Below are 26,520 nucleotides of genomic sequence, written 5' to 3' on the forward strand. Positions count from 1 at the left end.
ACCGGTCCGGCCTAGGGTGGGCGGGGGAGGTGCGGTGATCATGACGGAGTTGAGCGCGTCGGCGCTGGCCGGGCTCGAGGCGGCGGTGCCCGGCGGGGTGAGCACCCGGGCCGCGGACCGACTGAAGCTGGCCCACGACGCGTCGCACTACCTGCTGCACCCCGGCGCGGTGGTCACCCCGGCCGACGCCGGGCAGGTCGCCGCGCTGCTGGCGCAGAGCCGCCGCGCCGGCGTCCCGCTGACGTTCCGCTCCGGCGGCACCAGCCTCAGCGGTCAGGCGGTCACCGACCGGCTGCTGGTCGACGTCCGCCGGCACTTCCGCGACCTGGCGGTGCTCGACGACGGGCGGCGGGTGCGGGTGCAGCCGGGGGTGGTGCTGCGGCAGGTCAACGCGCGGCTCGCGGCGTACGGCCGCAAGCTCGGTCCGGACCCGGCCAGCGAGTCGGCGTGCACCGTGGGCGGGGTGGTCGCCAACAACTCCAGCGGGATGACCTGCGGCACCGAGTTCAACACCTACCGCACGCTGGAGTCGCTGGTGCTGGTGCTGCCCAGCGGCACCGTGCTGGACACCGGCGCGCCGGACGCCGACGCCCGGCTGCGCGCCACCGAGCCGGCGCTGCACGCCGGCCTGCTGCGGCTGCGCGACCGGGTGCGCGGCAACCCCGACTCGGTGCGCCGGGTCCGCGCCCAGTTCGCCATGAAGAACACCATGGGGTACGGGGTGAACGCGTTCCTCGACCACGACGACCCGGCCGACCTGCTCACCCGGCTGGTGGTGGGCAGCGAGGGCACGCTCGCGTTCGTGGCGTCCGCGATCTTCCGCACCGTACCCGTGCTCCGGCACGCCGCGACCGGCCTGCTGGTCTTCGACACCCTCGGCGCGGCCACGGCGGCCATGCCGGCGCTGGTGGCCGCCGGGCCGGCGGCGGTGGAGCTGCTCGACGCCGCCGCCCTGCGGGTGGCGCAGCGCGACCCGAAGGCGGACGCGGCGCTGCGCGGCCTGGCCGTGCGCGGGCACGCGGCGCTGCTGGTGGAGTGGCAGGAGTCCGACCCGGACGCGCTGGCCGACCGGGTCGCCGCCGCGCAACCGGTGCTGGCCGACCTGCCGCTGACCACCCCGGCCCGGCTCAGCGGCGAGCCGGCCGCCCGGGCCGCGCTCTGGCACATCCGCAAGGGCCTGTACGCGGCGGTGGCCGGCGCCCGTCCCTCCGGCACCACCGCGCTGCTGGAGGACGTCGCGGTGCCGGTGGCGGCGCTGGCCGACACCTGCGCCGCGCTGACCGACCTGTTCGACCGCCACCGCTACGCCGACAGCGTGATCTTCGGCCACGCCAAGGACGGCAACGTGCACTTCATGCTCAACGAGCGGTTCGCCGGCGGCGCGGCCCCGACGCGCTACGCCGACTTCACCGAGGAGATGGTCGACCTGGTGCTCGGCCACGGCGGCACGCTCAAGGCCGAGCACGGCACCGGCCGGGTGATGGCCCCGTACGTGCGCCGCCAGTTCGGCGACGAGCTGTACGAGGTGATGCGCGAGCTGCGGACGCTCTGCGACCCGGACGGCGTGCTCAACCCGGGCGTGCTGCTCGGCGACGACCCGGAGGTGCACCTGCGGCACCTGAAGACCGTGCCGACCGTGGAGGAGGAGGTGGACCGCTGCGTCGAGTGCGGCTACTGCGAGCCGGTCTGCCCCAGCCGGGACCTCACCACCACGCCCCGGCAGCGGATCGTGCTGCGCCGCGAGATCGCCGCCGCGGAGGCCGCCGGTGACCGGGCGCTGGCGAAGGAGCTGACCGGCGCCTACGACTACGACGCGGTGCAGACCTGCGCGGTGGACGGCATGTGCGCCACCGCCTGCCCCGTCCTGATCAACACCGGTGACCTGGTCAAGCGGCTGCGCGCCGAGGAGCACGGCCGGGCGGTGTCGACCGGCTGGCGGGCCGCGGCCCGACGGTGGGGCGCCACCACCCGGGCGATGGCGCGCGGGCTGGACCTGGCCGGCGCGCTGCCCCCGGCCCTGCCCGAGGCGGCCACCCGGGCGGCCCGGGCGGTGCTCGGCGCCGACCGGGTCCCGCAGTGGCGACGCGACCTGCCCGCCGGCGGGTCGCCCCGCCGCCCGCATCCGGTCGACGATCCGGACGCCGTCTTCGTGCCGTCCTGCCTGGGCACGCTGTTCGCCCCCGCCGAGGGCGGCGCCGGGGTGGCCGGCGCGCTGCTCACCCTGGCCGACCGGGCCGGCGTACGCCTGCTCGTGCCGGACGGCGTCGGCGACCTGTGCTGCGGCACGCCCTGGTCGTCCAAGGGGCTGACCGACGGCTACCGGGCGGTGCGCGACCAGGTGCCGCCGACGCTGCGCGCGGCCAGTCGCGACGGCGCGCTGCCGGTGGTCAGCGACGCCGTCTCCTGCACCGAGGGCTTCGAGCGGCTGCTCGCCGGCGCCGGCGACCTGCGGGTGGTCGACGCGGTGGAGTTCGCGGCCACCACGCTGCTGCCCCGACTGACCGTGCGCCGCCGGCTGGGCTCGCTCGCGCTGCACCCGACGTGCTCGTCGACCCGGCTCGGCCTGGACGACGCGCTGCGCGCGGTGGCCGGGGCGGTCGCCGACGAGGTGGTGGTCCCGGACGGCTGGCAGTGCTGCGGCTTCGCCGGTGACCGGGGGCTGCTGCACCCGGAGTTGACCGCGTCGGCCACCCGGGCCGAGGCCGCCACCGTCGGCGCGCGGTCCTTCGACGGGTACGCCTCGGTGAACCGCACCTGCGAGATCGGCCTGGCCCGGGCCACCGGCCGGCCGTACCGTCATCTGCTGGAACTGCTCGTGGAGGTGACCGCCTGATGGCGCGCAGTTGGTGGCTCGCCGGGCTGATGCTCGTCACCGGCGTGCTGGTCGGCGTCGCCCAGGACGGCGTGGTGCCGTCCACGCTGGGCGTCGTGGGCTTCGCCGTGCTGGCGGTGCTCTTCTCACCGCTGGCCTTTCCCCGGTCGCTGAGCGCGGAACAGGCGCGCGCCCGCAGCGCCCGCGACGGCCGGCCGGTGGTCTACTGGCGGCCCGGCTGCACCTACTGCCTGCGGTTGCGCCTGCGGCTGGGCCGGCGCGCCCGGCAGGCGCACTGGGTGGACATCTGGCGTGACCCGGAGGGGGCGGCGGCGGTGCGGGAGGTGACCGGCGGCGACGAGACCGTACCGACCGTGGTGCTGCCGGACGGGGCCGTGGTGAATCCCGACCCGGCGTGGTTGCGCGCGCGGCTCGCGGCCGGGGCTGCCGGCGGCGGCCGACCTGACTAGGGTCGGGTGATGCACCGGTCCCGGCTCTACGCCCTGATCATCGACGCGCCCCAGGAGTCGGCCGGGGAGGTCACCGCGTTCTGGTCCGCCGCGCTCGGCGCGGAGATCCGCACCGACCCGTCCGAGCCCGAGTTCACCGGCCTGGCCGACGTGGTCCCGGGGCTGGTCACCGCCGTGCAGGCGGTCGACGACGCGCCCCGCCACCACCTCGACATCGAGACCGACGACGTGCCCGCCGAGGTGGAGCGGCTGCGCGGGCTGGGCGCCGCGCCGGTCTCCCGCTGGCAGGACTGCCACGTGCTGCGCGCGCCCGGTGGCCACCTCGTCTGCGTCATCCCGGTGGCCAGCGACCCGGAGCTGTTCGCGTCCACCGCCACTCGCTGGCCCTGAGCCGCCGGCGCGGCGCGGATCCGGGGTGCGGCGGACACACCGGAGCCCCGGCCGTCGGACGGCCGGGGCTCCGGTCGGTGTCACGCGCCGAAGGGCAGGGTGACGGTCGAGCGGTCGCCGACGCCGAGGCTGGTGGGGGCGCCGCCGATGGCGTTCCACACCTCCACGGTCACCGTGCCGCCGGCCAGGTCACCGAGCGTGCCGACGCCCGACTGGAGGCCCCGGTCCTGGGTGTAGTGCTCCCAGCCCGGCACCGGGTCGGTCGCCCAGTACTGGTAGGTCTCCACCCGGTCGGCGCTGCCGTCACCGGTCAGGTCGTAGGAGACCTTCACGTGGGTGCCGTTGCCGACCGCGGTGCCGGCGTCGAGCAGCATGTCGAACCGGGTGGCCCCGCCGGTGTAGCGGGCGGTCAGACCGGAGGCGGTGAACACCAGGTGGTCGCCGCCGGCCGCCGGGACGGTCGCGGTGCCGGAGGCGCCGGCCGCGCCGGCCAGCCCGGTCGGGGAGACCAGGTGCCGTTCGGCGGTGAACCCGCCCGCCGCCGGCGGCGCCGTGGTGGCGGCGGTGCCGGCGTACGGCAGGACCAGGCGCGACGCGTCACCGATGCCGAGCGTGGTGGCGCCCGCGCCGATCGCGTTCCACACCTCGATCCGGACCGTGCCGCCGGACAGGTCGCCCAGCGTGCCGGTGGCCGAGGCCAGGCCCTGGGTGTGCCGGTAGTGCTCCACGCCGGTGACCGGGTCGGTGGCGTAGTACCGGTAGGTCTCCACCCGGTCGAAGCTGCCGTCACCGGTCAGGTCGTAGGAGACCCGGGCCTGGACGCCGTTGCCGACCGAGGTGCCGGCGTCGACGGCCAAATCGAAGGCGGTGTTCCCGCCGGTGTACGTGCCGGTCAGCCCGGTGGCGGTGAACACCTGCGGGTTGGCCGGTGACCCGTCGTGGTTGCCGTTGGCCGCGGCCACCGCGACCGTGCCGGCCGGGCCGGCGGTGCCCCCGAGCGCCCCGCCGGCGCCGAGGTAGCGGGTGGGCTCCAGCGCTGGCGGCGTGGTGCTCGGGCTGGGGCTCGGGCCGGTCGGCGTCGGCGTCGGGCTGGCGCTGGTCGGCGTCGGGCTCGGCGTGGTCGGCGTCGGGGTCGGGGTGGTCGGGGTGGGCGTGGGCGTCCTGGTCGGCGGGGGACCGGTCGGCACCGTCACCCCGCCGGTGGCGCTGCCGCCGCTCCAGGTGTACGCCCCGGAGGTGACGGTCTTGCCGGCCGGTACGGCGAGCGTGGTGCCGTCGGAGAACGTGACGGTCAGCGGCGCGGCGGTGATGTTCGACGCCACGTAGGTGCGCTCGGTGCCCTTCTTGAACACCTTGGCCAGCGGGTGGTTCGCGGTGACCGAGGTGTCGACAGTGCCCAGCGCGGCGAGGTTGCGGATCCAGTGGAACGTGTGCGCCTTGCTCTCGCCCTCCTCGCTGGCGAAGGTGCTGTTGGCCCGGAAGTTGCGCAGCGCCTGGTCGCCGTCGCCGAGGGCGAGGAACTCCCAGATGATGTCCTGCCACACCGTCGGTGGGCCGCCCTTGTTGGCGAGCAGCTCCGCGTAGTTGGCCTTGACGTACTCCGGGTACTCGCCGAGGTAGAGGTGGCCGCCGGTGATGGGCAGCATGTTGATGCCCTGGATCATCTCCGGCGCGGAGGAGAACCAGGTGGCGTACGCGCCGCCGTCGCCCCACACCATGCCGACGGTCTTGTGCGGGAAACCGGTCGGGAAGTTCTCGTCGTGCACGTCGAACCAGTATTCCGAGATGGCCGCGGACTGGGTGGTCCACAGGTAGACGCCGGCGTCACGGACGGCGGTGTTCCCGGTGGCCTGGCCCCACTGGATCAGCGCGTTGGCGAAGTTCATCCCCTCGGACGAGGACTCCTGGTTGTTGCCGGCGAAGAACGGCGCCAGCCCGGAGGCCCAGTCGTGGCCCGCGTAGATGTCGAAGTCCCGCAGGTAGGGGAAGCGGTTGTCGGCGCGGTCGTAGTTGTTGGCGTCGCGGATCAGCAGGTCGACCATGCCGCCGTAGCGGGTGTCGTCGGCCCAGCCGCTGTCGAACTTGGCCAGCGTGGCCGCCGCGGCGATGAAGTAGCCGTAGTGGAAGTGGTGGTCGTTGAGGTCCTCGTCGGAGCCGTACGAGGCGGGGTAGCCGATCAGCGTGCCCCAGTTGCGGTCGTAGTAGAAGAGCTGGCTGGTCTCGCCGGAGGAGGCGGTGAGCCAGTTGGTGAGCCGGGCCTTCATGGCCGCCACCGCCTTGTCACGGACCGGCGCCAGCCCGAGCTGGTCGGCGATCTCGGCGATCCGGGCGGCCCGGCCGAGACCCTTGCCGGCCCAGTAGGTGTCCTGGCCGCTGATCCCCTCCGGGTTGGCCAGCTCGGCGCTGAGGTAGTTGGTGACCGTGCTCAGGTCCGCGCCGGTGGAGTCGCCCACGGCGGGCACCTCGGGGAGCACGCCGGTGAAGCGCATCGAGGTGGTGAACGACGGCACGCCGGCGAGCACCCGCATGGCGCCGCGCGGCGAGACGTACGTCGGGGTGATCGGTGTGGCGCCGGTGAGGCTGCGCCACTGGTGCGGGTAGAGCGCCACCACGGTCTTCGTCTCGGTGCCCTCGCGGGGCGTGGTGGTGAACGCGTAGGTGGTGCGCACCGCACCGGTCGCCGGGTCGTAGGCGTAGCTCATCCGGGTGCCGGTGACGTGCGCGTGCGCGTACCTGCCGTAGGTGTCGGCCAGGGCGGCCTTGTCCGCGCCGCCGGGCAGCACCGCGACCGAGAAGTAGCCCTTGCCGGCCAGCGTCGAGCTGATGCCGGCGCCGTTGACGGTCCAGGTCGCGCCGGTCGGCCCGTACGCGACGTAGTCGTGCCCGTTGACCGTGAAGCCGATGGTGGCGCCGGAGTTGCGCCACACCGTCGGCGTCGCGGTGGCGGTGAGCTGCGCGGCGCCCCCTCCGGTCACGGTGTAGTAGCTGAACGGCAGCCCGTGGCCGATGGTGGCCCGCATGCTCCGGCTGCCGTCGCTCCAGTCGGCGGTGACCGTCCAGTCCGTCCAGTCGGCGGCCTTGACCACCGGCGCGGCCAGCCCGGCCACCCCGACCCGGACGTCCTCGGTGTACGGGTAGTGGTATTCGCCGACCCCGGTGGCGGTGCCGCTGATCGCCGGCGTGGTGGTGTAGGACAGCCCGAGACCGTTGTTCTCGGCCTTGAACGCCAGCGGGTGGGCCTGGAGGTTCTCGCTGCCTCCGCAGGTGTTGCGCTTCCAGATCAGCGAGGACCACCAGTCGTTGGTGGGGATCGCGCCGGCCGGTGCGTCCGCCGTGGCGAAGATCCGGGGGTTGGTGCTGACCGTGCCGCAGCCCTTGGGCAGCGCGGCGCCGGGCGGCAGCGTCTCGGTGTAGCTGCCCGCGCCGACGGTGCCGGCGGCGGCGGTGCCGCCACCGCCGACCACGACACCGAGCAGGCCGGCGGCGAGCACGGAGACGGCGGCGAGGGCGGTCACCCGGCGGCGACGCCGGCGGGTGGGGGAGGGGGGCGAGGCAGGCGGGGGTACGGGGGAGACGTCCCGCAGGGGGAGTGTCATGGAGGTCCCCTTCAGAGGAGAAGGTGGTGTTCGGATGGTGGTCCGACAGTCGAGAGAGCGCTCTCTTGAGAAGCGAGATTAGGTTCCGGTTACGCGTCCGTCAATGTCTCGTTACCAAAGAGAGCGCTCTCTGACCGATGGGACGGCTCCCACGACAAGCGCCCGTACCGGCGCGCACCATGCCCCACCCGCCCACCGTGGACCCCCGCTGCGGGCACCCCACCTGCCCGGTCAACGGGTCGGCGTGGAACGTCGAGCCCTCGAGCGCGCCCCGTGCCGTCCACTCGCGGCCGTCGGTCGCCCGCGTGGCCGTGTCGCGCCGCGATCGGCACGCACGGCATCCCGGTTGTGGCCTGCCGGCCACCCCGGTGGAACGGCGTGGAGACTGGCGCCCGGTCCAGGGTGCATGGCGTTCCGGTACGCCCCGTCGGCTGCCGGGGTGGAACGGCGTGGGCGCGTAGCCCTCGCTTCGACGCGCCGCGGACGCCGTTCCCGTCCCACCCTGAGCCGGCCCCTGCCGTCGATCATGAAGTTGGCGGCGGTCGGGAAGATCGAAAATGCCGCCAACTTCATGATCGACGCAGGCTGGGGGCTGGCGTTTCCGTCACTGCCGGTCGGCCGTCCGGGTGGAACGGTGTGGAGGGTCTGGTGTGGAGTTGGGGCGCGGGGCGGTCCCGTCTCGGCCCGCTGGCGGCGTGGAACGGCGTGGACGGGAGCCCTCCGCGCGGGCAATCATGGCGTTCCGGCCACGCCGTTGGCCGCGCGGCCTGGATGTCCGGCCCCGCCGGCGCCCACCCCGTCCCGCGCGCGACCGCTGTCGATCAAGGAGTTGACGTCGGCACCGAGGCTGCCCGACGACCCGAACCCCTTGGTCAACCTTCTTTCGGCCGCCCGAACCCACCCCGTCTCGCCGATCTTGGAGTTATGGCACCCGGACAGCCGGGATTGCGCCTTTTGACAACAGCCACAACTCCAAGATCGACGGGCGGGGCGGGCCGGGCTGGGCCGGGGCGGGGTGGGCCGGGGCGGGGTGGGCCGGGGTGGGGTGGGGCGGGGGTGGGGTCAGGCTGCGGTGGCGGTGAGGTGGGTGTCGGCAGTGGGGCGGCCCGGGTCGGTGGGGCCGCCGCTTGCCGAGGAGTCGGTAGCGACGCCGGGAGCCGTCGGGTCGGTCGCGGGGGAGCCGGCTCGGGCTACGGGTGAGCCGGCCCAGGTGGCGGCGGGCCCGGCCGGTGTGACGGCGGTCCGAGGGCCGGTGGCTCCGGTCCGTGTGCCGGGTGAGCCGGCGCGGGCGATGGTCAGGCCCGCCTGGGCCGCGTTCCACGCGGGGCACGGCCAGGCGACGCCGGCGCAACTGGGGCTGGCGCAGGCCCGCTGCGCGTCGGGCTGGTGCGTGTCGGCCACCGCGGCGGACAGGTCCCACAGCAGTGGGTCGGTCACCTCCGCGGGACGGTCGGCGACGCGGTCGGTGGTGGATGCGGACATGGTCGGTCCCCCCTGTGCTGAAAACGGCCCTGACCTGTTTCCGGAACCGGCGCCCGCCAAACCTGCGGGTGATCGGGAACGGGCATAGGCTGACCGCGTGGCGAGGTACTACGACCTGCATCCGGACAATCCCCAACCGCGGGTGATCCGGCAGGTGGTGGACCTGCTGCGGTCCGGCGGGGTGATCGTCTACCCGACCGACTCGTGCTACGCCCTCGGCTGCCGGCTCGACAACCGGGCCGGCGTGGAGCGGATCCGGGAGATCCGCCGGCTCGACGAGCGGCACCCGTTCACGCTGGTGTGCGCCGACTTCGCCCAGCTCGGCCAGTTCGTCAAGCTCAGCAACTCGGTGTTCCGGCAGGTCAAGGCCGTGATCCCGGGCAGCTACACGTTCCTGCTCCCGGCCACCTCCGAGGTGCCCCGTCGGCTCCAGGACCCGCGCCGGCGGGTGGTCGGCGCGCGCGTGCCGAAGCACACCGTCACCCAGGCCCTGCTCGCCGAGCTGGGCGAGCCGCTGCTCTCCAGCACGCTGCTGCTGCCCGACGAGCCGGAGCCGATGACCCAGGGCTGGGAGATCAAGGAACGCCTCGACCATCAGGTCGACGCCGTGGTCGACGCCGGCGACTGCGGGCTGGAACCCACCACCGTGGTCGACCTCTCCGGCGACGAGCCGGAGATCCTGCGCCGGGGCGTCGGCGACCCGTCCCGCTTCGAGTAACGATCGGGCCGTTCCGCCCCACCCGATCGTGCCGTGCGGCACGGTGGACCCGGCGGACGGTGACGGGGGTACGGCGTGGGCGCACTCGTGCTGATCACGGTGCTCGGCGCCACCGTGCTCATCGGCACCACCATCGGGGGCCGGTACAGCGTCGCGCCGCCGGTGCTGCTCATCTCGATGGGCGCGCTGCTCGGCCTGCTGCCGCCGTTCGAGAACGTGGTCCTCGAACCCGAGGTGGTGCTGGTGCTGTTCCTCCCGGCGATCCTCTACCGGGAGAGCCTGGTGATCAGCCTCCGCGAGATCCGCGCCAACCTCGCGGTGATCGTGCTGCTGGCCGTCGCGTTGGTGATCATCACGATGGTCGCCGTCGCGTACGTGGCCCAGGCCCTCGGCGTGGAACCGGCCGCCGCCTGGGTGCTCGGCGCGGTCCTGGCGCCCACCGACGCCGCCGCGGTCGCCGGCCTGGCCAAGCGGATGCCGCGCGGCATTCTCACCACGCTGCGCGCCGAGAGCCTGGTCAACGACGGTACGGCGCTGGTGCTGTTCGCGGTGGCGGCCGGCGTGATCGCGGGCGGGAAGGTGCCCGGCGCGTTCTCGCTCACCGGTCAGTTCGTCGGCAAGTCGCTGGGCGGGGTGGCGGCCGGGTTGCTCGTCGGCGGGGTGGTGGTGCTGATCCGCAAGCACGTCGACGACGCGTTGCGCGAGGGCGGGCTGAGCATCCTCACCCCGTTCGTCGCGTTCCTGCTCGCCGACGCGGCGCACGCCAGCGGGGTGCTCGCGGTCGTCGTCTCCGGCCTGCTCCTGTCGTACGCGGGTCCCCGGGTGATCCGGGCCCGCTCCCGGCTGACCGCCTACGCGTTCTGGGACCTGTCCACCTTCATGATCAACGGCAGCCTGTTCGTGCTGCTGGGCATGCAGGTGCCCGGCTCGCTGCGCAGCATCACCAGCCACTCGCCGGCCGCGTCGTTCGGCATCGCGGTGCTGGTCGCGCTGGTCGTGGTCGCCACCCGGCTGGGCTGGGTGCACCTGTCCGTGTCCGCGTTGCAGCGGGTCGACCGGCGGCGGTCGCGGCGGTCGGCGCACTTCGACGGCCGGATGCGTACCGCCGCCGGCTGGGCCGGGTTCCGGGGTGCGGTCTCGCTCGCCGCGGCGCTGGCCGTGCCGGTCACCATGCACGACGGCAGCCGGGTGCACGAGCGCGACCTGATCATCTTCGTCACCGTGGTGGTGATCGTGCTGATCATGGTGGTGCAGGGCACCACCCTGCCCGCCGTCGTCCGCTGGGCCGGCCTGACCGGGGACCGGGAGCGCGACGACGAGGTGCGCCGGGCGCGGATCCGGGCCACCGAGGCGGTGCTGGAGGCGTTGCCGTCGGCCGCCGCCGATCTGGGCGTCGCGGCGGACACCGTGGACCGGCTCCGCGCCGGCTACCAGGACCACCTCGAGGAGGTACGCGATCCGCGCGGCGAGGAGGCGGACCGGGAGCGGGAGCTGGCCCGCCGGTTGCAGCTCGAGATGCTGGACCGTAAGCGTCAGGCGGTCACCCGGCTGCGGAACACCAACCAGATCGACGACGCGGTGCTGCGTGAGCTCCAGGCGGCCACGGACATCGAGGAGATCAGGCTGCTCGGCCCCGAGCTGGAGGACTGAGCCGTGGCCCGGCGCGGCGGGGTGCCGTGCCGGGCCACGGGAGGGGATCAGCCGGCCGTGCAGCTCACGGTGCCGGAGGGGGCGGTGCCGGTGCCCTGGAAGCCGAACTCGGTGTTGCCACCGGCGGGGACCTGGCGGTTGTAGTCGACGTTGCGGAACGTCACCTGGCCGGTGGAGCCGCTGGTCTGCGCGCTCCACGCGTTGGTGACCGCCGAGCCGGACGGCAGCGTCAGTGACACCGACCAGCCGTTGAGCGCGCTGCCGCCGGCGGTGACCCGGACGTTGGTGACGAAGCCGCCCTGCCACTGGTTGGTGGAGAGCGTCGCGGTGCAGGCGCCGGCCGGCGGGGGCGTCGACGGCGGGGTGCTGGTCGGCGGCGTGGTCGTGGGCGGCGTGCTGGTGGGCGGCGTGCTGGTGGGCGGGGTGCTGGTCGGCGGCGTGGTGCCGCCGGCGTTCAGCGCGTTGAGCGTCGAGGTGTACGCCGCCTTCTTGTTGCCGCTGCCGTCGAAGAGCAGTGGCGTGCCGCTGGCCCGCCAGGAGTCGCTGTCCCGGATGCCCCAGACGGTGATGCCGTTGCACCGCGCCACGGCCAGGCAGTCCTTGACGACGTTGCCGTAGGTGGTGGCCTGGGCGCTGCCGGAGCCCTCGATGTCGAGCTCGGTGATCTGCACGTCGACGCCGAGGTCGGCGAAGTTCTGCAACGTGGTGCGGTAGTTGCTCGGGTACGGCGAGCCGTTGTTGAAGTGCGACTGGAAGCCGACGCAGTCGATCGGCACGCCCCGGGCCTTGAAGTCCTTGACCATGTTGTAGACGCCCTGCGTCTTGGCCCAGGTCCAGTTGTCGGTGTTGTAGTCGTTGTAGCAGAGCTTGGCGCCGGGGTCGGCGGCGCGCGCGGTGCGGAAGGCGACCTCGATCCAGTCGTTGCCGGTGCGCTGGAGGTTCGAGTCGCGGCGGCCGCCGTTGCCGTCGTCGAACGCCTCGTTGACCACGTCCCAGGAGTAGATCTTGCCCTTGAAGTGGGTGGCGACCTGGGTGATGTGGTTGACCATGGCGTTGCGCAGCGCGGTGCCGGACATGTTCTGCGCCCAGCCCGGCTGCTGCGAGTGCCAGGCCAGCGCGTGCCCGCGGACCCGCATGCCGTTCGCCTGGGCGTGCGCGACGATCCGGTCGGAGCTGCTGTAGCTGAACTGGTTCTGGGACGGCTCGGTGGCGTCCCACTTCATCTCGTTCTCGGGCGTGACCATGTTGAACTCGCGGTTCAGGATGCCGACGTACGTGCTGTCCGACAGCTTGTTCGCGGCCACCGCGGTGCCGAAGTAGCGGCCCTGCTCCGCCGCCGACGCGCCGAGCGTCGTGCCGGCGCTGGCGCTGGTCGCGACCGCTACCGTCGCGGCGACCGCCGCGGCCCCGGCGAGCATCGACACCACCGTGGCACGGGGGCGCGGCCGGGCCGCCGCGCTCTGACTGGTGCGGGCGAACACCTTGTCCATCTGAAGCCTCTCCTAGCCTGACCAATGGGATGGTCCACCTCGACCACCGCCCGCCACGGTGTCGGCTCGGACGCGGCCGCCCGGAGGCCGCGCGGGTGGGGAGTGGCTCCCCGTCACCGTGGAGTGATCGAAGCGAATCTGTCAGGAGCCTACCGGAAGGATTCCGAAAACTTAACGTTCTCGATGTCTCGATTCGTCTGCCGCCGATGACGCCCGGAGGCGGGAACGTGCCGGCCGTGGGCGGTGGCCGCGCCGGGACCGCCCCGGTGCGCCGGCTCCGAAAGTTTCGGGTACCGGGCCCGCCGGGTCGACACGCTGTCCGCCACCGGACCGCCGCCGGTGCTTGAACGGGGACGCCCCCGGGGTCGATGCTGGCACTACATCGATTATCGACGATGGAGGAGTCCTGATGCGCCGACCGTCGCTCGTCTTCCTCGCGCTCGCCGCGCTGCTCGCCGTCACCCCGGCCGCGGCCCGGGCCGGCGCGCCCCGGCCGGCCACCCCGGCGGCGCTCGCCGAGGTGCGCACCGCCGGCACCGCCTGGGGCCACGACCCGGCCACCGGCCGCCTCACCGTCACCGTCGACGACACGGTACGCGGGGCCGCGCTGACCGCGGTGCGCCGGGCCGCCGACCGGTCCGGGGCGGTGCTGCGGCACGAGCCCGGCCGGCTGCGCACACTGATCGCCGGCGGCCAGGCGATCTACGGCGGCGGTGGCCGATGCTCCCTCGGCGCGAACGCGCGCAGCGGCAGCACCTGGTACTTCGTCACCGCCGGACACTGCACGAACCTCGGCGCCACCTGGTACGCCGACAGCGCCCGCACCAGCGTGCTGGGTTCCCGGACCGGCAGCAGCTTCCCCGGCAACGACTACGGGGTGGTCCGCTACACCGGCACTGTCGCCCACCCCAGCGCCGTCTACACGTACCCCGGCCAGGTGACCATCTCCGGGGCGGGCAGCGCGTACGTCGGGCAGGCGGTCTGCCGCAGCGGCGCCACCACCGGCGTGCGGTGCGGACTGGTCACCGGGCTGAACCAGACCGTCAACTACGCCGAGGGCAGCGTCACCGGGCTGATCCGGACCAACATCTGCGCCGAGCCGGGGGACAGCGGCGGCCCGCTCTACGTGGCCGCGACCGGCACCGTCCTCGGCCTGCTCTCCGGCGGCAGCGGCACCTGCGCCAGCGGCGGCACCAGCTACTACCAGCCGATCCTGGAGATCCTCGCCGCGTACGGCCTGACCATCCCGTGACCGGCGTCAGGCGTCGCCGGGCACGGCCATCTCACCGAGGAGCGACCAGTCGTCCTGCGGCACGCTCGCGTTGACGATCCGGGGCGTCTCGGCCAGGTGCGGCGGCAGCGTGCGCTGCGCCTCGCGGAAGTGCGCCGACTGCACGTGCGCCGCGCCGGCCTCGTCGTCGCGGAACGCCTCGACCAGCACGTACTCGGTCGGGTCGTCCAGGCTGCGGGACCAGTCGAACCACAGGCAGCCGGGCTCGGCCCGGGTCGCCGTGGTGAAGTCGGCGGCGATCTGCGGCCACCGGTCGGCGTCGGCGGGCCGGACCCGGAACTTGGCGGTAATGAAGATCATGGGTCCAGGCTACTCAGGTCGGCCGTCGGTCGGCGCCGACGACGACCGCCGGGCCCCGCAGGGCGGCGGTGCTGTTCCCGGTGGTGCCCGCCGGCCCGCCGACGACCGCGGCGGGCACCCGCGGTGGCCAGGCCGCCCGGACGATTCCGGGTCACGGGCACCGCCGGAACGGAGGACGCCACGCCGGCCCGACGGTCGCTAGCCTGGCGCGGTGACCGTCTACGCCCTCGCGCAGCTCACCGTCCACGACCGGGCGCGCTACGACCGGTACGTCGCCGCCTTCCTGCCGGTGCTCGCCCGGCACGGCGGTCGCCTGCTCGCGGCGGACACCGCACCGCGGGTGGTGTCCGGCGAGTGGCCGCACGACAAGGTGGTCCTGCTGTCCTTCGACAGCCGGGACGACTTCGAGCGCTGGTCCACCTCGCCGGAATACCGGGAGTTGTCCCGCGACCGGGAGGCGGCCACCGACGGGGTGGTGCTGCTGCTCGACGGGATCGGCCACGCCTGGCCGGCCTGAGCGCGCCCCCGGCCGGTCAGAGCCGGTGCCGCACCCACACGTTGGGCTCGACGTAGGCGGCGTGGTCGTGCGCCACGTCGACCAGCACCGGCGCCAGCGCGCCGGGCACGTGCACCGGTCCGTCGGCGTCGAACGGCAGCCCGGTCCAGCGTCGCCAGTCGGCGAGCGTGCCGGTGATCGCCATCGACCGGGGCGCCACCCGCTCGACGACGCCGCCGGCCCGCACGTGCACCCGCAGCCACGGGTCCTCGGGCAGCCCGTCGGGGCGCCGGCGGGCGGCGTACTCGGCCATCGGCACGTCCGGGAGCGCGGCCTTGCCGTTCGGGCGCACCGGCGCCACCAGCGTGTCAAAGCCCCGCGCGGCGACGGCCGCGCGCATCGCGTCCAGCATCAGCGCGGACACCCCGCCGCCGCGGCGGTCCGGGCGGACGCAGATCTCCAGGGCCGAGACCAGGTTGGGGGTGGAACCGGTGAGCCGGCCGAGCGTGGCCCGCTGGATGACCCGGTCCCAGCCTCCGTCGGGCAGCTCGTCCTCGGTCCAGCGCAGCGGCACCGCGTAGGCCCGCGCGACGACGCGACCCGGCTCGGCCGGGTCGACGGCGGCGAAGACGAACTCGGGGTAGAGGTCGTCGGCGACGCCGTAGTAGACCGCGCCCATCGGGTCCCAGAGCATGAACTCCGGCCAGGCGCCGACGAAGTCGGCGTCGAGTCGCGGCGCCAGGTCGGGTCGCTCGGCCAAGGTCATGATCTTCAGGTCCACGACCGGCACACTAGGCACTCCCGGTCCGACCCGCACGCCGATTTCCCGCCGGTGAGCTAGGGTGGAGCGGTCCCCGAGAATCGGAGTGATCATGGCAGGTGACGACGACATCTCCGGGTGAGAGCCCGGACGGCCGCCGACGCGCGCACCCCGCGCCGTCGCCGCGGCCCCCCTCGTCGTCCCCTGCCACCGCCGGGCGCCACGTCGCGCCCCGGCGCTTTCCTTCCCGAGGTCGATCATGTCCGACGCCTTCGTCGTCAGCTCCGCGCTCACCTTCTCCTGGCCGGACGACACTCCGGTCTTCACCGAACTGTCCTTCTCCGTGCCCGCCGGCCGCACCGGTCTGGTGGCTCCCAACGGCACGGGCAAGACCACGCTGCTGCGGCTGATCGCCGGCGAACTGCGCCCGGCCGCCGGCACGGTCACCGTCCACGGTGTCCTCGGCTACCTGCCCCAGCACCTGCCGTTCGCCGTCGACCAGAGCGTCGCGCAGGTCCTCGGCGTCGACCGGGCCGTCGCCGCGCTGCATGCCATCGAGGCCGGTGACGCCCGCGAGGAGCACTTCACCGCCCTCGGCGACGACTGGGACGTGGAGGAGCGCACCCGGGCGGAGCTGGACCGGCTGGGCCTGGGCGAGCTGGCGCTCGACCGCCGCCTGGGCACGCTCAGCGGCGGTCAGGTGATCTCGCTGGGCCTGGCCGCGCAGCTGCTGCGCCGCCCGGACGTGCTGCTGCTCGACGAGCCGACGAACAACCTCGACGAGGCGGCCCGCGAACGGCTCACCGCGGTGCTGCGCGGCTGGGCCGGCTGCCTGCTGGTGGTCAGCCACGACCGGTCGCTGCTCGACGAGATGGACCGGATCGCGTCGCTGGAGTCCGACGAGATCCGCTGGTACGGCGGCAACTTCAGCGCCTACGAACAGGCGGTACGGGCCGAGCGCGAGGTCGCCGAACGGCAGGTCCGCAGCGCCGAGCAGGACCTGAAGCGGCAGAAACGCGAGTTGCAGCAGGCCCGGGAACGCGCCGCCCGCCGCGCCTCCACCGCCGCCCGGAACCTGCCCGACGCCGGGCTGGCCCGGATCGTCGCCGGTGGCCTCAAGCGGGACGCCCAGGTCTCGGCCGGCCGCACCGCCGAGACGCACACCGCCCGCGTCGGCGACGCGCAGGCCCGCCTGGACCAGGCCAGCCGGGCGGCCCGCCAGGACGACCGGATCGTCATCGACCTGCCGGACACCGCAGTGCCCGCCGGCCGGACCGTCTTCGCCGGCGAACGGCTGCGCGCCGAGTACGACGGCCGCCCGGTCTTCGCCGGCGTCGACCTGACCGTCCGGGGACCGGAGCGGATCGCGCTCACCGGCGGCAACGGCGTCGGCAAGTCCACGCTGCTACGCCTGGTCAGCGGCGACCAGGCGCCGGTCGCCGGCACCGCCACCCGGGTCGAGGGCCGGGTGGCCTACCTGTCGCAACGACTGGACCTGCTCGACCCGGCGCGGACGGTCGCCGAGAACCTGGCCGCGTTCGCGCCCGCGCTCGCCGACGCCGAACGGATGAACCTGCTGGCCCGGTTCCTGTTCCGCGGTGACCGGGTGCACCTGCCGGTGCGGGTGCTCTCCGGCGGCGAACTGCTGCGGGCCACCCTGGCCTGCGTGCTGAACGCCTCGCCGGCGCCGCAGCTGCTGCTGCTCGACGAGCCCACCAACAACCTCGACCTGGACAGCGTCGCGCAGTTGGAGAGCGCGCTCGGCGGCTACCGGGGGGCGATGCTCGTGGTCAGCCACGACCCGCGGTTCCTGGCCGCGATCGGCGTGCAGCGGTGGCTGCGGCTGGCCGACGGCACGCTTGTCGAGACCCGCGCGCCGGAGGAGGCTGGCTAGTCTGCCGGCATGGCAGATCCATTCCGGGTGCGCGTCACCGTGCGCGGCTACGAGCTGGACACCCAGGGACACCTCAACCAGGCGGTCTACCTCCAGTACGCCGAGCACGCCCGCTGGGAGTGCCTGCGCGCCGCCGGGATCGCCCAGGACCGGTTGCTCGCCGGCGGCGTCGGACCGGTCGCCCTGGAGGTGACCGTGCGCTACCTGCGGGAGCTGCGCGGCGGCGACGAGGTCGACGTCACCTGCGAGTTCCGGTGGGGCGAGGGGAAGACGTTCGGCATCGTGCAGGACTTCACCCGGCCCGACGGGACCCCGGTCGCCGCGGTGACCGGGGTCGGCGGCCTGCTGGACCTGGCCGCCCGGCGGCTCGTGCCCGAGCCGCGGGAGCGGTTCCGCGCGCTGGCCGTCGACCGGGCGCCGATGAGCCTCTGAGCCGTCCCGGGCCCGTCGCGCCGTCCGGTCCCGGCGGCGGCGGGTCAGGCGGGCCGGCGGCCCCACACCGAGACCAGCGGCGCGAGCGTGAGGTCGAGGTCGCCCGCGTCGACCGCGGCCAGGTGCGCGTCGATCTCGGTGTCGTCGGTCAGGCCGGCGGCGAGCAGGTCGGCGCGGACCATGCGCACGGTGGCGGCTTCCAGCCGGTCGCACGCCACCCCGCCGACCGGGAAGCAGCCGGCCGCCGCGACGTCGACCAGGCCGGCCGCCCGCAACGCCCGCGGCAGCGTCCGGCCGAAACGCATGTCGGCGCCCCGACGGGTCATCAGCTCCCGGACGGCGCGCCGCAGCGTGTTGGCCCGCCGCTGCGCCGGGCCGACCTCGTCCAGGCAGGCCAGCGGCTGCAGCTCGGTGTCGGCGTCCTCCACCAGCAGCCAACCGCCGGGCCGCAGCGCCGCCACCATCGTGGCCAGCGCGCGGGCCCGGTCGGGCACGTGCACGAGCACCAGCCGCGCGTGCACCAGGTCGAACGTGCCGGGCTGCGGCGGCGGGTCCCGGACGACGTCGTGCTCGCGCACCTCGTATCCGCCGCGCCGGTCCAACCAGGACGGGTCGATGTCGGTGGCGAGCACGTGACCGGTCGGGCCGACGGCCGCGGCCAGGGCCTCGGGAACGCCGGGACCACCGGCGCCCACCTCCCAGCAGCGCCACCCCGCCCGCAGCCCGAGCCGTTCGGCGTGCCCCCGCGTGACGCCGTCGAACAGCGCGGCCAGCCAGGTGAACCGCTCGCCCGCCTCCGCCCGGGCGTTGTCGAGCAGGTAACGGTGAGCCGGCTCGGGCGGGGGGTCGACGGCGTCCCGCGATGCGTTCACGGACCCATCCTCACGCCCCGACGGGTGGGTTGTCAGCCGCTGCCACGCAGGTAGGCGAGCACGGCCAGCACCCGGCGGTTGGTGTCGTCGTCCGGCGGCAGGTCCAGCTTGGCCAGGATGTTGCCCACGTGCTTGCCGACCGCGGCCTCGGTGACGTGCAGCCGGGCGGCGATCGCGCCGTTGGAGTGGCCCTCGGCGACCAGGCCCAGCACCTCCCGCTCGCGTCGGGACAGCGCGCCGAGCGGGTCCCGCGGTCGGCGCAGCAGGTGCCGCACCACGTCCGGGTCGACGGCCGTGCCGCCGACGGCCACCCGGCGCAGCGTGTCGGCGAACTCGGCCACGTCGGCCACCCGGTCCTTGAGCAGGTAGCCGACCCGCCGGCCGTCGCCGCTGTCCAGCAGCGCCGCGGCGTACCCGCTCTGCACGTGCTGGCTCAACACCACCACGGCGAGGTCGGGTCGCTCCGCGCGCAGCGTCACCGCCGCGCGCAGGCCGTCGTCGCGGTGCTCCGGCGGCATCCGGATGTCGGTCACCACCAGGTCCGGCCGGTGGGTACGGACCGCGTCCAGCAGCTCCGGGGCGGAGCCGACCGCGGCGGCCACCGCGAAGCCGAAGCGGGTCAGCAGGCCCACCAGTCCCTCGCGGAGGAGGACCTCGTCCTCGGCGAGGACGACCCGGGTCACGGACGGCACGGCAGCTCCACCCGCACGAGGGTAGGCCCGCCGGGCGGACTGGACAGCAGCAACCTGCCGTCCACCGCGGCCACCCGGTCGGCGAGCCCGGTCAGGCCGGTGCCCCGGTCCGGGTCGGCGCCGCCCCGGCCGTCGTCCTCGACCTCCACCACCAACCGGCGGTCGGCCCGGGTCAGCCGCACCTCGGCCCGGGTCGCGCCGGCGTGCCGGGCCACGTTTCCCAGCGCCTCGGAGACGACGTACCAGGCGGTGGTCTCGACCAGCTCCGGCGCGGGGTGGGACAGCTCGGCCCGCACGGTGACCGGGACCACCGACCGGGCGGCCAGGTCACCGACCGCGCCGGCCAGCCCCAACTCGGTGAGCTGCCGGGGGCGCAGGCCCTGGACGATGCCGCGCAGCGTCACCATCAGCTCCTTGGCCTGCTCGTGCGCCGCGTCGAGCGGTCGGGCGGCGGGGGAGTCGTCCGGCACGTCGAGGCGGGCCAGCCCGAGCTGGAGGGTGAGGCTGGTCAGGCGCGGCTGCGCCCCGTCGTGCACGTCCCGCTCGATGCGGCGGCGTTCCGCCTCGTAGGCGCCCACCAGGCGGGCCCGGGACCGGGTCACCTCCCGCAGCGCGCCGGCGTCGGGCGCGCCGTCGAGCAGCCACCGGGCCACCGCCGCCTGGCCGGCGACCAGCAGACCGGCCAGGTAGAGCAGCGCCGGCGCGGCGAGCACGCCGGCGACGGCGTAGGGTACCGCCCCGGCCGGCGTGTCCACCGTGGCCCAGACCAGCACGATCCGGTCCCCGCCGCCGGCCAGCCACGGCCCGGCGACCAGCGCCACGTCGAGCAGCACCAGCAGGCCGAACGTGCCGTAGGCGAGCGGCACCACGGTGGCCAGCCAGGCGGTGTACGCGACCTCCCGCCAGGCGGCGGCGCTGCTCCAGCGGGCCGCCGGGCCGCGCCGGGCCGGGCCGGGTCGGGGCCGGTCGTCGACCAGGCCGAGCCGCCACCGCTCGACCGCCGCCACCGGCACGCTCGTCAGCGGCGCCGACGCGAGCGCGACCGACGCCAGCACGGCGAGCACGGCCAGCACCCGCACGTCGACCGGCCGGCCCTGCCGCAGCGCGCTCGCCACCAGCAGCAGCGGCGCGGCGACCACGGACCACGCGACCGCCAGCACGCCGGCGACCGGCAGGGTGGTCGCGGCGTACGCCAGGGCGCGCCAGGGCCAGGCGGAGAGCGGGTAGTGGCGGCGGCGCAACGCCCCGGCCAGGTACGACGGCTGAGTCATGGGCTGACGCTAGCCAGCGGCCGGGCGGCCGGCCCAGCCGTCCAGACCCCGGTTGCGGGGTGGGTCTGGCCCTACCCCGGTCCGGCCCGCCCCGCCCCGTGCGCGCGGCCGGCGTCCTGGCCGGCCGTCGCGCCGCTGTTCGGCCGGGTGTCGTGGGCGGCTCCGCGCCTGCTCCGGGAGTGTCGTCCGGCGCGCCTATCCTGACCGGATGGAGCTGGCGTTCAGCGGCGAGGTCTGGTTCTGGCGGGGGCCGGCGCCCCACCACTTCGTGACCGTGCCCGCCGAGCAGTGCGCCGCGCTGGCGGCCGCCGCGGCGTCGGTCAGCTACGGCTGGGGCATGATCCCGGTCGGCGTCCGGATCGGCGGCACCGCGTGGCGCACGTCGCTGTGGCCGAAGGACGGGCGTTACCTGGTGCCGCTGCGGGTCGCGGCGCGTCGGGCGGAGGGCATCGAGCTCGGCGACCGGGTGGACGTCCGGCTGACGGTGGACGGGTGAGCGCCGACGACCTGGCGCGGGCGGGCCGCTTGCTCGCCGTCGCGAGCCGGCCGGTGGTGTTCACCGGCGCCGGCATGTCGGCCGAGAGCGCGGTGCCGACGTTCCGGGACGCGCAGACCGGCCTCTGGCGACGGTACGACCCGGCCCGGCTCGCCACCCCGGCCGCGTTCCACGCCGACCCGGCCCTGGTCTGGGGCTGGTACGAGAGCCGGCGGCACGGGGTGCGCCGGGCCGAGCCGAACCCGGGACACCGGGCGGTGGCCGCGATCCGGAGCCGGCTGCCGGACACCGTCGTGGTCACGCAGAACGTCGACGACCTGCACGAGCGGGGCGGCGTGCCCGACCCGGTGCGGCTGCACGGCAGCCTGTTCGCGCCCCGCTGCTCGGCCTGCGCCCACCCCGCGCCGGCGCCCGGTGACGCGGGCGAGCCGCCGGCCGGGCCGCTCGACCCGCCGGCCTGCGCACGGTGCGCCGCCCCGGTCCGGCCGGGCGTGGTCTGGTTCGGCGAGGCGCTGCCGGCGGCGGCGCTGGACGCCGCGGTCGCGGCGGCGTCCCGGTGCGACCTGCTGCTCACCGTGGGCACCTCCGCGCTGGTCCATCCGGCCGCCGAGATCCCGCTGGTGGCGGCACGCCTCGGCGCGCCCGTGGTGCAGGTGAACCCGGACCGGACGCCGCTGGACGCGGTCTGCGCGGTCAACCTGCGTGGTCGTGCGGGCGAGGTGTTGCCGGAGCTGGTCCGGGCGGCCTGGCCGGCGGACGCCGCCGGCTGAGCGGCGTCCAGCCGACCGAGCGGCGTCCAGCCGCCTGATCGGCCGAATCGTCCGACCGGCCCCGGCCGCGCCGCCTACCGTCGGCCGGGGGCGGTGCGGCGACGAGGGGCGGAGCGTGGGAGACGACCGGGCGGGACGGCACCCGTGGTGGTCGCGCCCGCCCGTGCCGGCGCCGGCGGACCGCCGGGTCACGCCGTTCGAGATCTTCTTCGACCTGGTCTTCGTCTTCGCGCTCACCCGGATCATGGCGTTGGTCGGGCCGGATCCCACCCCGGCCGACATGGGCCGCGGGCTGTTGCTGCTCGTGCTGCTCTGGGTCGCCTGGTCGTCGTACACCTGGTTGGGCAACCACACGCGGGCCGATGCGGGGGTGGTGCGCGGCGGGTTCCTGGTCGCGATGGCGGCGTTGTTCGTGGCCGCGCTGGTCATGCCCCGGGCCTGGACGCCCGGTCCGGGGTTGGACGGGCCGTTGCTGGTCGCGCTCGCCTACGTGCTGCTGCGCGTGGTGCACCTGGCGCTGTTCCACTGGGCGGCCGCCGGCGACGCGCCGCTGCGCGCCCGGATCCGCTTCTTCGCGCTGGTCAGCGCGGTCGGCTGGACGGCGTTGCTGCTCGGCGCGGTGCTGAGCGGCGCCGGGCACGCCGCGCTGTGGGTGCTGGCGTTCCTGGTGGAGGTGGTCGGGCAGCGCCTGTCCTACGCCCGCCGGGGGAGCTGGCCGCTGCGCAGCCCGACGCACTTCGCCGAGCGGCACACCCTGGTGCTGATCATCGCGCTGGGGGAGTCGGTGGTCGCCGCCGGGGTGGGCGCCGGCTCGGCGGTGACGTCGCCGTCGGTCCTGGGGGTGGCGCTGGTCGGGTTCACGGCGACGGTCTGCCTGTGGTGGCTCTACTTCCGCCGCACCGCGCCCGCCGCGGCCCGCGCGCTCGGCGCGGCGGTGCCGGCCCGGCGTGACCGGATCGCCGCGGACGCCTACAGCCAGACCCACCTGATGCTGATCGCCGGCGTCATCTACCTGGCGATCGGCGTCGAGCAGGTGCTGGCGCACGTCTCCGGCGCGGATCCGGCGGCGCGGCTGAGCCGGTCGGCCACCGTGGCGCTGTTCGGCGGCGCCGCGGTCCACCTGACCGGGTGGCTGCTGTTCCGACGGGTCACCGGGCAGCCGGTCGGCCCGGCCCGGCTGGCGGTCACCGGGGCGGTCGGTGCGCTCGCGCCACTCGGCGTGGCGCTGCCTCCGGCGGCGGCGCTCGGCCTGCTGACCGGGTTGCTGCTGGTCGCCGTCGCCGTGGACCGGCGGGGGAGACCGGGCGCGGAGCGACGGCCGGTAAACGATGTGCATCAACCGGTTTGAGCGTCCGCTTCTCGGAGAAGTGCCTGTCGCGCGGGCAGAGCAGCCGGCGCGACCACGGGAGGTGGCGATGTCACGGAAACTGCGGGCGACCGCGTTGGTCGGGGTGCTCATCCTGGCGGTCAGCGGCTGCGGCGGCGTGGGCGGGGGAGGTGACTCCGGCGGCGGCGAGAAGGGCGGCGGTGCGCTCAGCACCATGGGCCTCAGCCTGTCCGACGAGATCGCCACCACCCGGGTGGACGCGTTCACGCGGGACCACCCCGACGTCCGGTTACAGATCACCGAGGGCGCCTTCGACGAGCAGCAGTTCCTGTCGGCGGTTGCCTCGGGCAACCCCCCGGACCTGGTGTACCTGGACCGCAAGCTGATCGGCACGTACGCCAAGCGCGGTTCGATCCAGCCGCTCACCGACTGCGTCGGCGAGCAGGGAATCGACATGGGACAGTTCCGCCAGTCCGCGAGGGACCAGGTGACGCTCGACGGCACGGTCTACGGCATCCCCGAGTTCTCCCAGGTCCGCGTGCTCTACCTGAACGAGGGGCTGCTCAAGAGGGCCGGCCTGACCGTGGACGACGTGAACCTGGCCGACTGGGCCGGGCTGCCGGCGTTGAACGCCAAGCTCGCCGCCGTCTCCGGCGGCCGGCTCAGCCGCATCGGCATCGACCCGAAGATCCCCGAGTTCCTGCCGATGTGGGCGAGGGCCAACGGCGCCGAGATGATCTCCGCCGACGGCACGAAGCCGAACCTCACCGACCCGAAGGTTGTCGAGGCGCTCACCACCGGCGTCCGGCTCGTCCAGGACCAGGGCGGCTGGGGGAAGTTCAAGTCGTTCCGCGACACGTTCGACTTCTTCGGCGCGCAGAACCCGCTGGCCAAGAACCAGATGGTCGCCTGGCCGATGGAGGAGTGGTTCCTCAACCAGGCGGCCAAGAACAGCCCGAAGGCGGAGCTGGTGGTGAAGCCGTTCGTGGACCGGCAGGGCAAGCCGCTGAGCATGTCCTCCGGCCAGGCCTGGGTGCTCACCAAGGGGGCGAAGAACCCGAAGGCGGCCTGCGCGTTCGTCAAGCAGATGACCGCCACCGACACCTGGCTCGCCGCCGCCCGGGCGCGCGCCGACGCCCGCAAGGCCGACAAGTTGCCCTTCACCGGCCTCTGGACCGGCAACACCGCCGCCGACAAGAAGATCTTCGACGAGGTGTACCAGCCGACCGGCGACAAGCGCTTCGACGACGCGGTCGCGGCGGTACGTCAGGCGCAGGACGTCGCGTTCGCCATGCCCGCCTCGCCCGCCGGGGCCGAGTTCGACAAGGCGTGGACCGATGCGGTCAACCGGGTGCTCGCCGGCCAGCAGCAGCCCGGCCCGGCGCTCGCCCGCGCACAGCAGGAGGCGACCGCCGCGCTCGACAAGGCCGCGGGCTAGGTCGCGGATGGCCACCTCCGTCACCCCCGCCGTACCGGGCCGGCGGCGTCGCTCGCCGCTGGCCCGGCGGGAGGCCCGCTGGGCGTACCTGTTCCTGGCGCCGTGGATCGTCGGTTTCCTGGCGTTCACCGCCGGGCCGATGGTCGCCAGCCTGTGGCTGAGCTTCACCGAGTACGACGTGATCAACGCGCCGCGCTTCTCCGGGCTGGACAACTACCGGCAGCTCGTGTCGGATCCGCAGGTGGCGCGCAGTCTCGGCAACACCGTCTACTACGCGGCGCTGCACGTGCCGCTGGTGATGGCGCTCTCGCTCGGGCTCGCGCTGCTGCTCAAGCGGGTCGGCCGGCTCCAGGGCTTCTTCCGTACCGTGTTCTACCTGCCGGTGATGACCCCGGCGGTGGCGGTCGGCATCCTGTTCCTGCTGCTGCTCAACACGCAGGACGGCCTGGTCAACCGCGGCCTGGCCCTGGTCGGCATCGACGGTCCGAGCTGGACCACCGACCCGGGCTGGGTGATGCCCGGCATCGTGCTGATGAGCCTGTGGAGCCTCGGCTCCACCGTGATCATCTACCTGGCGGCACTGCAGAACGTGCCGGGTGACCTGTACGAGGCGGCCGACCTCGACGGCGCCGGCCCGTGGACCCGGTTTCGGCACGTGACGCTGCCGATGATCTCCGGGTCGCTGTTCTTCACGCTGATCGTCAACACCATCGCGTCGCTGCAGATGTTCACCGAGGTCTACACCATGTACTTCGGCAACCGGCAGACCGCCGGCTCGTTCAACAGCGACGCGGCGTCGTTCTACGTGATCCACCTGTTCCGGGAGGCGTTCCAGTTCCTGCACATGGGCTTCGCCTCGGCGATGGCCTGGCTGCTGTTCCTGCTCATCCTGGGCATCACGCTGGCGCAGGTGAAGCTCGGCAACCGGTTCGTCTACTACGAGGGGGAGGACCGGTGACCACGACGACTCGACCGGCGGGCGTCGGCACGGTGGTGGTCCCGGTGCCGGCGACCCGACCGGCGCCGCGGCCGGAGGACGGCCGCCGGCCACGCTGGCAGCGGGTGCTGTTCGTGCTGGCCCTGCTGGCCGCCGCGGTGGTCTTCCTGCTGCCGTTCGTCTGGCTGGTCGGCGCCTCGCTGCGGCCCCGGGAGTACGTGTTCGCGCCCGGCTTCCTGCCGGTGCCGTTCGCGCCGGACAACTACGCCCAGGCGTGGCAGGCGATGCCGCTGCTCACCTGGCTGTTCAACAGCCTGGTGGTCGGGGTGGCGGCGGCCGCCACGGCGACGCTGTCCAGCGCCTGGGTCGCGTTCGGCTTCGCGTACTTCCGGTTCCCCGGGCGCAACCTGCTCTTCGGCCTGGTGCTCGCCACCATGATGCTGCCGTTCGCGGTCACCATGATCCCGACGTACCTGATCTGGAACCGGCTCGGCCTGGTCGACACCCAGGTGCCGCTCTGGGCGGGCAACCTGTTCGGCTCGGCGTTCTACATCTTCCTGCTGCGCCAGTTCTTCCTCTCGCTGCCCCGGGAGTACTTCGAGGCGGCCCGGGTGGACGGCGCCAGCTATCCGCAGCTCTTCTGGCGGATGGCGTTCCCGCTGGTCCGCCCGGCCCTGCTGGTGGCGTTCGTGTTCGAGTTCAAGGCCAGCTGGACCGACCTGGTGAAACCGTTGATCTACCTGCGCAACGAGCAGCTCTACACGTTGCCGCGCGGGCTGAAGGTGATCCTGGACCGGTTCGGCTACGGCGGCGAACAGCAGTGGGAGATCGTCCTCGCCGGCAGCGTGATCGCCACCGTACCGATGATCGTGCTGTTCTTCCTGGCGCAGCGGCACTTCGTCGAGGGCATCGCGACCACCGGCCGCAAGGGGTGAG

Annotated in this window: 23 protein-coding genes; 15 read left to right on the plus strand and 8 right to left on the minus strand. The window is 74.4% G+C overall.

Annotated elements, in window-relative coordinates:
• The first annotated feature begins 40 nt into the window (after positions 1–40).
• From GA0070213_RS02630 to GA0070213_RS02640, 3 genes are read left to right on the plus strand one after another with little or no spacing between them, the layout of a single operon-like run.
• Positions 41–2,833, plus strand: a complete 2,793-nt coding sequence (locus GA0070213_RS02630) for an FAD-binding and (Fe-S)-binding domain-containing protein (RefSeq protein WP_091056719.1) — start codon at positions 41–43, stop codon at positions 2,831–2,833.
• The gene (locus GA0070213_RS02635; RefSeq protein ID WP_091056362.1) at positions 2,833–3,282 is read left to right on the plus strand and encodes a glutaredoxin domain-containing protein; all 450 of its coding nucleotides are present in this window, start codon (positions 2,833–2,835) and stop codon (positions 3,280–3,282) included. The genes GA0070213_RS02630 and GA0070213_RS02635 overlap by 1 nt, the downstream gene beginning before the upstream one ends.
• 9 nt (positions 3,283–3,291) lie before the next feature.
• Positions 3,292–3,672: a VOC family protein gene (locus GA0070213_RS02640; RefSeq protein ID WP_091056365.1), complete on the plus strand. Its 381-nt coding sequence runs from the start codon at positions 3,292–3,294 to the stop codon at positions 3,670–3,672.
• 80 nt (positions 3,673–3,752) lie between these two features.
• Here the strand turns inward: GA0070213_RS02640 and GA0070213_RS02645 are convergent, their stop codons facing one another.
• On the minus strand, positions 3,753–7,268 hold the full coding sequence (locus GA0070213_RS02645) for a glycosyl hydrolase (RefSeq protein ID WP_245716221.1): 3,516 nt from the start codon (positions 7,266–7,268) through the stop codon (positions 3,753–3,755).
• Positions 7,269–8,330: 1,062 nt separating this feature from the next.
• Positions 8,331–8,750, minus strand: a complete 420-nt coding sequence (locus GA0070213_RS02650; protein ID WP_091056368.1) for a hypothetical protein — start codon at positions 8,748–8,750, stop codon at positions 8,331–8,333.
• 97 nt (positions 8,751–8,847) lie between these two features.
• Here GA0070213_RS02650 and GA0070213_RS02655 point away from each other — a divergent pair, with 97 nt between their 5' ends.
• Together GA0070213_RS02655 and GA0070213_RS02660 are read left to right on the plus strand one after the other, a co-directional pair.
• A complete protein-coding gene (locus GA0070213_RS02655; RefSeq protein WP_091056370.1) occupies positions 8,848–9,468 on the plus strand; it encodes an L-threonylcarbamoyladenylate synthase in 621 nt (206 codons plus the stop codon).
• Between the two features lie 75 nt (positions 9,469–9,543).
• Positions 9,544–11,118, plus strand: a complete 1,575-nt coding sequence (locus GA0070213_RS02660) for a Na+/H+ antiporter (RefSeq protein ID WP_245716222.1) — start codon at positions 9,544–9,546, stop codon at positions 11,116–11,118.
• Between the two features lie 47 nt (positions 11,119–11,165).
• Here GA0070213_RS02660 and GA0070213_RS02665 read toward each other — a convergent pair whose 3' ends face one another.
• A complete protein-coding gene (locus tag GA0070213_RS02665) occupies positions 11,166–12,608 on the minus strand; it encodes a glycoside hydrolase family 10 protein (RefSeq protein ID WP_091056372.1) in 1,443 nt (480 codons plus the stop codon).
• Between the two features lie 409 nt (positions 12,609–13,017).
• Between GA0070213_RS02665 and GA0070213_RS02670 the strand changes: the two genes are divergently transcribed.
• Positions 13,018–13,860: a S1 family peptidase gene (locus GA0070213_RS02670; protein WP_091056375.1), complete on the plus strand. Its 843-nt coding sequence runs from the start codon at positions 13,018–13,020 to the stop codon at positions 13,858–13,860.
• Between the two features lie 6 nt (positions 13,861–13,866).
• Here GA0070213_RS02670 and GA0070213_RS02675 read toward each other — a convergent pair whose 3' ends face one another.
• Entirely contained in the window at positions 13,867–14,199 is a 333-nt protein-coding gene (locus tag GA0070213_RS02675) for a putative quinol monooxygenase (RefSeq protein ID WP_091056378.1), read from the minus strand.
• Between the two features lie 211 nt (positions 14,200–14,410).
• Here GA0070213_RS02675 and GA0070213_RS02680 point away from each other — a divergent pair, with 211 nt between their 5' ends.
• Positions 14,411–14,716, plus strand: coding sequence for a DUF1330 domain-containing protein (locus GA0070213_RS02680; protein ID WP_091056381.1), 306 nt, complete (start codon positions 14,411–14,413; stop codon positions 14,714–14,716).
• A 16-nt stretch (positions 14,717–14,732) separates the two neighbouring features.
• On the opposite strand, the gene GA0070213_RS02685 is transcribed toward GA0070213_RS02680, so the two are convergent.
• Positions 14,733–15,476, minus strand: a complete 744-nt coding sequence (locus tag GA0070213_RS02685) for an N-acetyltransferase (RefSeq protein WP_245716223.1) — start codon at positions 15,474–15,476, stop codon at positions 14,733–14,735.
• A gap of 238 nt (positions 15,477–15,714) precedes the next feature.
• On the opposite strand from GA0070213_RS02685, the gene GA0070213_RS02690 reads away from it, so the two are divergent.
• Together GA0070213_RS02690 and GA0070213_RS02695 are read left to right on the plus strand one after the other, a co-directional pair.
• A complete protein-coding gene (locus GA0070213_RS02690; protein ID WP_091056383.1) occupies positions 15,715–17,349 on the plus strand; it encodes an ABC-F family ATP-binding cassette domain-containing protein in 1,635 nt (544 codons plus the stop codon).
• Positions 17,350–17,358: 9 nt separating this feature from the next.
• Positions 17,359–17,781 (plus strand): acyl-CoA thioesterase, encoded by a 423-nt coding sequence (locus tag GA0070213_RS02695; protein WP_091056385.1) that lies wholly within the window; start codon positions 17,359–17,361, stop codon positions 17,779–17,781.
• Positions 17,782–17,825: 44 nt separating this feature from the next.
• On the opposite strand, the gene GA0070213_RS02700 is transcribed toward GA0070213_RS02695, so the two are convergent.
• Genes GA0070213_RS02700 through GA0070213_RS02710 form a run of 3 tightly spaced genes read right to left on the minus strand, consistent with a single transcriptional unit; the run spans position 17,826 to position 20,616 of the window.
• The gene (locus GA0070213_RS02700; protein WP_091056388.1) at positions 17,826–18,653 is read right to left on the minus strand and encodes a methyltransferase; all 828 of its coding nucleotides are present in this window, start codon (positions 18,651–18,653) and stop codon (positions 17,826–17,828) included.
• Positions 18,654–18,685: 32 nt separating this feature from the next.
• The gene (locus tag GA0070213_RS02705) at positions 18,686–19,345 is read right to left on the minus strand and encodes a response regulator transcription factor (RefSeq protein ID WP_091056390.1); all 660 of its coding nucleotides are present in this window, start codon (positions 19,343–19,345) and stop codon (positions 18,686–18,688) included.
• Positions 19,333–20,616 (minus strand): sensor histidine kinase, encoded by a 1,284-nt coding sequence (locus GA0070213_RS02710; protein ID WP_091056393.1) that lies wholly within the window; start codon positions 20,614–20,616, stop codon positions 19,333–19,335. The genes GA0070213_RS02705 and GA0070213_RS02710 overlap by 13 nt, the downstream gene beginning before the upstream one ends.
• A gap of 208 nt (positions 20,617–20,824) precedes the next feature.
• Between GA0070213_RS02710 and GA0070213_RS02715 the strand changes: the two genes are divergently transcribed.
• The 6 genes from GA0070213_RS02715 (at position 20,825) to GA0070213_RS02740 (ending at position 26,519) form a co-directional block, all read left to right on the plus strand.
• Positions 20,825–21,112: a DUF1905 domain-containing protein gene (locus tag GA0070213_RS02715; protein WP_091056396.1), complete on the plus strand. Its 288-nt coding sequence runs from the start codon at positions 20,825–20,827 to the stop codon at positions 21,110–21,112.
• On the plus strand, positions 21,109–21,882 hold the full coding sequence (locus GA0070213_RS02720; RefSeq protein ID WP_091056399.1) for an SIR2 family NAD-dependent protein deacylase: 774 nt from the start codon (positions 21,109–21,111) through the stop codon (positions 21,880–21,882). Before GA0070213_RS02715 ends, GA0070213_RS02720 begins: the two co-directional genes overlap by 4 nt.
• A 115-nt stretch (positions 21,883–21,997) precedes the next feature.
• Positions 21,998–23,230: a low temperature requirement protein A gene (locus GA0070213_RS02725; protein WP_091056401.1), complete on the plus strand. Its 1,233-nt coding sequence runs from the start codon at positions 21,998–22,000 to the stop codon at positions 23,228–23,230.
• A gap of 67 nt (positions 23,231–23,297) precedes the next feature.
• On the plus strand, positions 23,298–24,647 hold the full coding sequence (locus tag GA0070213_RS02730; RefSeq protein ID WP_091056404.1) for an extracellular solute-binding protein: 1,350 nt from the start codon (positions 23,298–23,300) through the stop codon (positions 24,645–24,647).
• Positions 24,648–24,654: 7 nt separating this feature from the next.
• Entirely contained in the window at positions 24,655–25,605 is a 951-nt protein-coding gene (locus GA0070213_RS02735; RefSeq protein ID WP_091056406.1) for a carbohydrate ABC transporter permease, read from the plus strand.
• Complete coding sequence (locus GA0070213_RS02740; protein WP_217628572.1) at positions 25,602–26,519, plus strand: carbohydrate ABC transporter permease; 918 nt, start codon at positions 25,602–25,604, stop codon at positions 26,517–26,519. Before GA0070213_RS02735 ends, GA0070213_RS02740 begins: the two co-directional genes overlap by 4 nt.
• Position 26,520: the final 1 nt, after the last annotated feature.

Origin of the sequence: Micromonospora humi (assembly GCF_900090105.1) — a bacterium.
GTDB classification, from domain to species: Bacteria; Actinomycetota; Actinomycetes; order Mycobacteriales; family Micromonosporaceae; genus Micromonospora; species Micromonospora humi.